This is a genomic window from Subtercola sp. RTI3 (assembly GCF_035018625.1).
GTDB classification, from domain to species: Bacteria; Actinomycetota; Actinomycetes; order Actinomycetales; family Microbacteriaceae; genus Subtercola; species Subtercola vilae.
The window spans coordinates 1-6841 of record NZ_JASJXO010000089.1; the positions used below are offsets into that span (position 1 = coordinate 1).

Annotated in this window: 7 protein-coding genes; 3 read left to right on the forward strand and 4 right to left on the reverse strand. The window is 66.5% G+C overall.

Going from position 1 to position 6841, the window contains the following annotated elements; all coding sequences use genetic code 11:
• Positions 1-24: 24 nt before the first annotated feature.
• The 3 genes from QN358_RS18330 to QN358_RS18340 form a co-directional block, all read right to left on the reverse strand.
• Complete coding sequence (locus QN358_RS18330) at positions 25-1200, reverse strand: alcohol dehydrogenase catalytic domain-containing protein (RefSeq protein WP_136641463.1); 1176 nt, start codon at positions 1198-1200, stop codon at positions 25-27.
• Between the two features lie 82 nt (positions 1201-1282).
• Positions 1283-1747 carry a GNAT family N-acetyltransferase gene (locus QN358_RS18335; RefSeq protein ID WP_136641464.1) on the reverse strand — a complete coding sequence of 155 codons (465 nt, stop codon included), beginning with the start codon at positions 1745-1747 and terminating at the stop codon, positions 1283-1285.
• A 21-nt stretch (positions 1748-1768) separates the two neighbouring features.
• Positions 1769-2377: a maleylpyruvate isomerase N-terminal domain-containing protein gene (locus QN358_RS18340; protein WP_136641465.1), complete on the reverse strand. Its 609-nt coding sequence runs from the start codon at positions 2375-2377 to the stop codon at positions 1769-1771.
• 47 nt (positions 2378-2424) lie between these two features.
• On the opposite strand from QN358_RS18340, the gene QN358_RS18345 reads away from it, so the two are divergent.
• The 3 genes from QN358_RS18345 to QN358_RS18355 are packed head-to-tail and all read left to right on the forward strand — an operon-like array spanning position 2425 to position 4210.
• Entirely contained in the window at positions 2425-2844 is a 420-nt protein-coding gene (locus QN358_RS18345; RefSeq protein ID WP_136641466.1) for an organic hydroperoxide resistance protein, read from the forward strand.
• A gap of 30 nt (positions 2845-2874) precedes the next feature.
• Positions 2875-3804, forward strand: coding sequence for a DMT family transporter (locus QN358_RS18350; protein WP_237280290.1), 930 nt, complete (start codon positions 2875-2877; stop codon positions 3802-3804).
• Positions 3805-3835: 31 nt separating this feature from the next.
• Complete coding sequence (locus QN358_RS18355) at positions 3836-4210, forward strand: chorismate mutase (RefSeq protein WP_136641467.1); 375 nt, start codon at positions 3836-3838, stop codon at positions 4208-4210.
• Positions 4211-4330: 120 nt separating this feature from the next.
• Here QN358_RS18355 and purL read toward each other — a convergent pair whose 3' ends face one another.
• Positions 4331-6592, reverse strand: a complete 2262-nt coding sequence (gene purL / locus QN358_RS18360; RefSeq protein ID WP_136641476.1) for a phosphoribosylformylglycinamidine synthase subunit PurL — start codon at positions 6590-6592, stop codon at positions 4331-4333.
• Positions 6593-6841: the final 249 nt, after the last annotated feature.

The following is a 6841-nucleotide window of genomic DNA, read 5'->3' on the forward strand; positions in this document are numbered from 1 at the left end:
AGATGTGTATAAGAGACAGCAGGGCTACGGCTTCAGCACGACCTTGATGCAGCCGTCTTCCTTTTCCTTGAAGGTTTTGTACATCGCGGGAGCCTGCTCGAGGGGCACGGCGTGGGTGGTGAGGTCTTCGGTGCCGAGCGGGTCGGCCGGGTCTTCGACGAGGGGTACCAGGTCGTCCCGCCACTTCTGCACGTTGCACTGGCCCATGCGCAAGGTGATTCCCTTGTCGAACATGCTCTTCAGCGGCAGGGGATCGCCGACACCGGCGTACACGCCGCTGAGCGAGACGGTTCCGCCGCGGCGAACGGCATCGAGGGCGAGGTGGAGGGCCGCCAGGCGGTCGACGCCAGCCGTGGTCATGACCTTCTTGGCGATGGCGTCGGGCAGCAGGCCGGCGGCCTTCTGGGCGAAGGCGGCTCCGGGGTTGCCGTGCGCCTCCATGCCGACCGCGTCGACCACGGAGTCGGGCCCGCGCCCGTCGGTGAGATCGCGCAGCTGGGCGAGCGAGTCGTCGCTGAAGTCGAGGGTCTCGACGCCGTGCCGCTCGGCCATGGCGCGGCGTTCGATCACGGGGTCGATGGCGAGCACGCGGTAGCCGAGGTGCTTTGCGATGCGGCTGGCGAACTGCCCGACCGGGCCGAGCCCGAGCACGGCGAGCGTGCCACCCTCGGGCACGTTGGCATACTGTACGCCCTGCCACGCCGTGGGCAGAATGTCGCTCAGAAACAGGTACCGCTCATCCGGAAGCTCGGTGCCCACCTTGAGCGCATTGAAATCGGCGAGCTGAACCCGCAGGAACTCGGCCTGGCCGCCCGGCACGGCGCCGTAGAGCTCGGTGTAGCCGTAGAGGGATGCCCCGCTCTCGGTGTCGCGATTCTGGGTCGTCTCGCACTGGCTGTGCAGACCCTTCTGGCACATGTAGCAGTACCCGCACGCGATGACGAACGGAATGACCACCCGATCGCCGACGACAAGGTTCTTCACCTCGCTGCCGACCTCGACGACGACGCCCATCGGCTCGTGGCCGAGAATGTCACCCTTGTTGATGAACGCGCCGAGCACGTCGTACAGGTGCAGGTCTGACCCGCAAATGGCGGTCGACGTCACCTTGATGATGGCGTCGGTGGGCTTCTCGATACGCGGATCGGGCACGGTTTCGACCGAGACGTTCTGGGTTCCTTGAAAAGTGAGTGCTCTCATGCCTCTGGTCTACGCGCCAGCCGCCAGGTTTCACAGGGGTTGACGCGTGTGCGGCGGGGCGGCCCCGCTCGCGGGCAGAGGCCTACAGTTCCTTCGACATCTGCATGGCTGTCACGGTGTAGTCGAGCGATCGGTAGAGATTCTGCGCCCGCGGATTGTTGCCGAAGACATTGAGCCCGAGCGTGCGGGCCCCGCGCTCGCGCGCGACTGTTTCTGCGAGCCCCATGGCAGCGCGACCGAAGCCCTTGCCCTGATGCTCGGCATCGATGTCAATACTGAACACCCACCATTCGTCTGGGTGCAGCGAGTCACGCGGCCCGAGCCAGAGAATGCCTACGGGAGACCCATCTGACACGACCTGCAGCACGGTGTGACTGGCAAGGGGCCTGTCATTTGGAAAGTTCTCTTCGCGCGAAAGGCGCGCTTTTTCGGCCGAGGCGTCGGCGGATTCACCATTCGCCATTCGCTCGGCCGCGTACAGCAGCGTCTCTGATTCGATCCACGGGGTGATCTGGGCTTCGGGGAGGGGGCGAACGGCGATGGTCATGCCAGTACCCTACACAGACCGTTAGACAACTGAGAAATGCTCCGGCAGTGCGGCACGACCGGTGAGCGCCAGCAGAATCTGCTCGCCCGAGCCGGTTCTGGCGCCGATGCGCGCCGCCAGAGCTGTGGCATCGGCGACACACTCTGCCGTCTGCCCGTGCGGCCGCCCGACGGCGTGGCCGATGTCGATGGAGTGCACGACGAGCTCGAAGATGCGCGTGCGCAGGTACTGTGTCAGCTCGATGCCGTGCCCGCCCACCGAGACCACGCGGCCGAGGGGTGCGGCGGCCAGTGACGCGCTGGCCTTCTGCAGGGCATCCGAGATCTTCTCGACCGGATGCTCGCCCAACCAGTTTCCCGCCTCGACGCCGCGCGCCGCCACCGAATCGGGGTCGGAGAAGTCCCGGTAGATGAGCGCGTAGTAGTCCTCGGCGGTGGGCACACCGACGCGCCCGGGATCATCGTGGCCGAGGTAGGTCTCGACCGTCAGAATCGCCCGGGTGGTGTGGCCGACGAGTGAACGAACGTTCCAGGTGCCGAGGGCCGGCAGCTGCCACTGGTCGTCGCCGATCAGGCCGACGAGGTGAACGAATGCGTCGGCGGCCTGGTGGAAGTTGGCTACGGTGCCCATTCTCCAATCGTGGCACAGGCACCCCAGATCTGTGATGGACTTATGCCATGGATGCTCTCTACACCGCAATTGCCCACGCCTCAGGGGGTGGCCGCGACGGCCACGTTCGCTCAGAAGATGACCGCCTCGACCTCGACACCCGCCCGCCCACAGAAATGGGTGGCTCCGGCGAGGGCACCAACCCTGAACAACTCTTCGCGGCCGGCTATTCGGCGTGCTTCCTGAGCGCGCTGCATGTGGTGGGCAAGCGCCTCGGGGTAGACACGACTGACGCTGAGGTGTCGGCCAGCGTCAGCATCGGCAGCAATGGCGAGGGCGGCTTCGGCTTGGCCGTGGAGCTCGACGTGTACGTTCCGAATGCCACGCCCGAGCAGTCGAAAGAGGTCGCCGACGCAGCGCATCTCGTCTGCCCGTACTCGAATGCCACCCGCGGCAACATCGAGGTCACCATCGCCACCGTCGAGTAGACGAGTGCTCGCACTGACGGCGATGCGTCGATGAGTGGCGCATCGCCGCGCCAGGGCGCCATCGTGCTGCAGTTCGTCGCCATGGGGCTCATCTGGGGCAGCAGCTTTCTGTTCATGAAGGTGGCGCTCACGGGCGTAGGTTTCGGCCAAGTGGCGTGGGCGCGCCTTGTGCTCGGCGCGCTCACCCTCGGGCTGATCGTGCTTGTCGGCCGGTTTCGGCTGCCGAGAGAACCCGTGGTGTGGCTGCACTTCCTCGTCATCGGCCTGTTCGGGTCGGCGGTGCCGTTTCTCTGCTTCGCGTGGGCCGAACAGTATGTTTCGTCGAGCCTGGCGAGTATCTACAACGCCGTGACGCCCATCATGACGGCGCTGATGGCGACGCTCGCGTTTCGGGTGGAGCGCCTGAACCGCAACCAGACCACGGGCGTCGCCATCGGCATCCTCGGTACGGTGGTGATCATCGGCCCGTGGGGGTACTCGATGCTGAGCGGCAGCCTCGCTGGCCAGCTCGCGTGCCTCGGCGCGGCCCTCTGCTACGGTTTCGCCCTCAGCTACACCCGCCGCTTTCTGAGCGGCCGGGCCATCGCAGGGGTGCCGTTCGCGTTCATGCAGGTGGGTATGGGGGCGCTGGTGCTTCTTGTGCTGACGCCGGTCGTCGCGCTGTCGCCGTTCACGCTGACGACGCCGATCGTGCTGTCTCTGCTCGGGCTCGGCGCCCTCGGCACAGGGTTCGTCTACGTGTTCAACATCAACGTGTTGCGCACCTGGGGGCCCACATCGGCGTCGACGGTGACGTACATCACTCCCGTGGTGGGCGTGATTCTGGGGGTTCTGGTGCTGGGGGAGACCTTCACCTGGAACGAACCGGTCGGTGCGCTGCTGGTTCTGCTGGGTATCCTGCTCACCCAGAAGCGGCTGCGGCTGTGGGCGGCGCGGCCCGCTGCGCTCGATGGGGTGTGAATCCTCAGCCGTGACGCAATACAGTTCTCGTATGGATGCGCAGACACAGGCCGAACACGACTCACAGGCGGCTGCCCTCGCAGAACTCGAGAGTATTCGGCAGAGTATCGACAACATCGATGCGGCACTCATTCACCTGCTGGCGGAGCGGTTCAAGTTCACGCAGTCGGTGGGGCGCCTGAAGGCCACGCACGGCCTGCCGCCGGCCGACCTCGACCGTGAGGCGCGCCAGATCAGACGCCTGCGCGGGCTCGCCGAAGAAGCGCACCTCGACCCGGCGTTCGCCGAGAAGTTTCTGAACTTCATCGTCGCCGAGGTGATTCATCACCACGTGAAGATCGCCGCTGACACCGGGGTCATCGACGTGGTCGACGTGGTCGACGGCGAAGGCGACCTGCAGCTCTAGCGGGCGGCTTCAGCCTGCGACGGCAGAAGCCAGAGGCCGCGCGGCTTCAGCGCTCACAGATCGAGCGCACCTCTGGCCTGCCGACCAGCCGTTCTGGCTGGCCAGCAGGCCGGGCCCGGGCTACGCCACCGTTTCGCCGAAGCGCTCGGGCAGCGTGGCCCGGTGGGCGCCGAGCAGCTCGGCCAGCCCGATGTGGAACAGGCCCTGGATGTCGAGTGCGGCATCCAATTTGTCGGTCACGCCGATGCGCAGAACCGGGTAGTCGCGGCCTTCGCAGAGCCCCATGAACTTGACGTCGTCTTCGCGGGGAACCGACACGATGACGCGACCGGTCGACTCGCTGAAGAGGGCGGTGGTGAGGTCGACGCCGTCGCGCAGCATGAGCTCTTCGAGCCACACGCGGGCGCCGACACCGAAGCGCATCACGGCTTCGGAGAGGGCCTGCGCGAGGCCACCGTCGCTGAGGTCGTGCGCTGACGCGAGCAGGCTCTGCATGGCGCCGGCGTGCAGCAGCCCGGCGAGAGCGGCCTCGCGACCGAGGTCGACGACCGGCGGTCGGCCGCCGAGGTGATCGTGAATCGTGCCGGCCCACGCCGAGCCGTCGAGCTCGGTCTTGGTGACGCCGAGGAGGTAGATGTTGTTGCCCTCGTCTTGCCAACCGCTCGGGATGCGCCGGGCCACGTCGTCGATCACGCCGAGCACGCCCACCACGGGGGTGGGGTGAATGGGCGCCGTGCCGGTCTGGTTGTAGAACGAGACGTTACCGCCGGTGACCGGGATCTCGAGCTCGAGGCATCCGTCTGACAGGCCCGCGACGGCCTGCGAGAACTGCCACATCACCTCGGGGTTCTCGGGGCTGCCGAAGTTCAGGCAGTCGGTGACGGCGGCCGGCACCGCGCCGGTGACGGCCACGTTGCGGTACGCCTCAGCGAGGGCGAGCTGGGCTCCGTGGTAGGGGTCGAGCTGGCAGTAGCGACCGTTCGCGTCGGTGGCGATGGCGAAGCCGAGGCCCGACTCCTCGTCGACGCGAATCATGCCGCCGTCGTCGGGAAACGACAGCGCCGTGTTGCCCATGACGTAGCGGTCGTACTGGTCGGTGATCCAGCTCTTGCTGGCGAGGTTCGCGCTGCCAAGCAGGGTGAGCGTCTGTGCGCGCAGCTCTTCGGGGTCGGTGGCGCGCGGCAGAACCGCGGCAGTGTCGGCCTGTAGCTTGTCGATCCAGGTGGGGTAGGCGACCGGGCGGTCGTACACCGGGCCGTCGACCGCGACCGTGCGCGGCTCCACATTGACGATCTGCTCGCCGCGCCAGTCGATGATGAGCCGGCCGGTGTCGGTGACTTCGCCCAGAACGCTGGTCTCGACATCCCATTTGGCTACGACGGCAAGAAAAGCGTCGAGCTTCTCCGGCGTGACGACGGCCATCATGCGCTCTTGGCTCTCGCTCATCAGAATCTCTTCGGCGTTCAAGCTCGGGTCGCGCAGCAGCACCTTGTCGAGCTCGATGTACATACCGCCGTCGCCGTTGCTCGCGAGTTCGCTGGTTGCGCACGAGATGCCGGCGGCGCCGAGGTCTTGAATGCCCTCGACCAGCTTCTCCCTGAACAACTCGAGGCAGCACTCGATGAGTACCTTCTCGGCGAACGGGTCGCCCACCTGAACCGCCGGGCGCTTCGTGGGGCCCTTCGCGTCGAACGTGTCGCTGGCGAGAATGGATGCCCCACCAATGCCATCGCCGCCGGTGCGAGCCCCGAACAGCACCACCTTGTTGCCCGCACCGCTGGCATTCGCCAAGTGGATGTCTTCGTGCCGCAGCACGCCCACCGCCAGTGCGTTCACGAGCGGATTGCCCTGGTACACCGCGTCGAAGTATGTCTCGCCGCCGATGTTCGGCAGGCCCAGGCAGTTCGCGTAGAAGCTGATGCCGCCCACCACGCCGTGCACGACCCGCGCGGTGTCGGGGTTGTCAATGGCACCGAAGCGCAGCTGATCCATCACGGCGACCGGCCGTGCGCCCATTGAGATGATGTCGCGAACAATGCCGCCCACGCCGGTCGCGGCGCCCTGGAACGGCTCGATGTAGCTCGGGTGGTTGTGCGACTCGACCTTGAATGTGACCGCCCAGCCCTCGCCGACATCCACAACACCGGCGTTCTCGCCGATGCCCACCATGAGGTTCTTGCGCATCTTCTCGGTGGTCTTCGAACCGAACTGCTTCAGGTAGATCTTGCTCGACTTGTACGAGCAGTGCTCGCTCCACATGACCGAGTACATCGCCAGCTCGCCGCTCGTGGGGCGCCGGCCCAGGATGGCCTTGATCTGCTCGTACTCGTCAGGCTTCAACCCGAGGGCGGCGTACGGCTGCTCTTTGTCTGGCGTGGCCATTGCGACCTCGACGCTGTCGACGGGTGGCCGGCTCGCCCCGGCCTCGATGCCGGTGGTGCTCGCGGTGCCGGCGGTGCCGGCGGCGGTTTCGGCTGTGCTTGCGGCTGTGGTTTCTGCGGTGTTAGACACGCGGAGGGGCTCCTTCGAAGGGCGGCGGTGAGCGCCCCAATTCTACCCGGTACGCGTACGCCGCATCGTGGTGCCGTGGCGGCCTGAGCGAACCGCATGCCCTGTCTCTTATACACATCT

Excerpts from the sequence above, each read along its gene's own strand:
- QN358_RS18330 (WP_136641463.1), bottom strand. The coding sequence starts at position 1,200 with ATGAGAGCACTCACTTTTCAAGGAACCCAGAACGTCTCGGTCGAAACC.
- QN358_RS18335 (WP_136641464.1), bottom strand. The coding sequence starts at position 1,747 with ATGACCATCGCCGTTCGCCCCCTCCCCGAAGCCCAGATCACCCCGTGG.
- QN358_RS18340 (WP_136641465.1), bottom strand. The coding sequence starts at position 2,377 with ATGGGCACCGTAGCCAACTTCCACCAGGCCGCCGACGCATTCGTTCAC.
- QN358_RS18345 (WP_136641466.1), top strand. The coding sequence starts at position 2,425 with ATGGATGCTCTCTACACCGCAATTGCCCACGCCTCAGGGGGTGGCCGC.
- QN358_RS18350 (WP_237280290.1), top strand. The coding sequence starts at position 2,875 with ATGAGTGGCGCATCGCCGCGCCAGGGCGCCATCGTGCTGCAGTTCGTC.
- QN358_RS18355 (WP_136641467.1), top strand. The coding sequence starts at position 3,836 with ATGGATGCGCAGACACAGGCCGAACACGACTCACAGGCGGCTGCCCTC.
- purL (WP_136641476.1), bottom strand. The coding sequence starts at position 6,592 with ATGGCCACGCCAGACAAAGAGCAGCCGTACGCCGCCCTCGGGTTGAAG.